The sequence below is a fragment of the Bacillus sp. LR--39 genome (assembly GCF_053613335.1).
The window spans coordinates 1-580 of sequence record NZ_JBSIOT010001296.1 but is presented as its reverse complement, the minus strand read 5'-3'; the positions used below and the strand labels follow the sequence as shown (position 1 = coordinate 580).

1 protein-coding gene and 1 pseudogene are annotated in these 580 nt (G+C 39.0%); both read right to left on the bottom strand.

The annotated features are described in order from the left end of the window. On the bottom strand, window positions 1-94 hold a 94-nt coding region (gene phrC, locus ACWHAR_RS30090), incomplete at its 3' end, for a phosphatase RapC inhibitor PhrC (RefSeq protein WP_452088806.1). Further along, window positions 78-580 (bottom strand): annotated as a pseudogene (gene rapC, locus ACWHAR_RS30085) (response regulator aspartate phosphatase RapC); the annotation flags it as partial. The gene phrC and the pseudogene rapC, both read right to left, overlap by 17 nt.

The following is a 580-nucleotide window of genomic DNA, read 5'->3' as shown; positions in this document are numbered from 1 at the left end:
AGTCGAGTGCTTCCGCATTAGCAGAAACGCCAGCCGCTGTAAAAATCGCGGCTGCGGCCAAACAAATAACAAACAACTTAGATTTCAATTTCATACAAACCTTCACTCCTTTGTATTTGTTTTCTTGCCTCTTCAACTTGTAGAAAGTAGGAAGCAGACAGTTTAAACCATTTCTGTTCATAGTAATATTTTGCTACTTCTAGGGCTAAATCCTCTATATCAGCGTACATATTTTTATTTTTTAGGTATTGGAAACATCGTTCGATTCCTTCTTCATTGGGCTGATCCTGATATAGGGATTGCAAAAACTCGAATTTTACGGCATAGTCTGCATCGTCTGTTTCTTTAGCATATTCATAGCCCCGCTTGTGATATTCCGAAGCTTTATCATGTTTTCCCCGTTTATAATAAATCAAGGTAATTAAAAAGTATGCTTGCGGCAGTGAATTGACGATCCTGCTGCTTTCAAAAGTGGAGACCGCTTTTTCAAAGTAATCAATGGCAGGGTCTAGAAGGTCTTGATTGTAATAGCATAATCCGAGATTGTAGTATGCTCTTCCGACCAGCTGGGCTTTTTGTT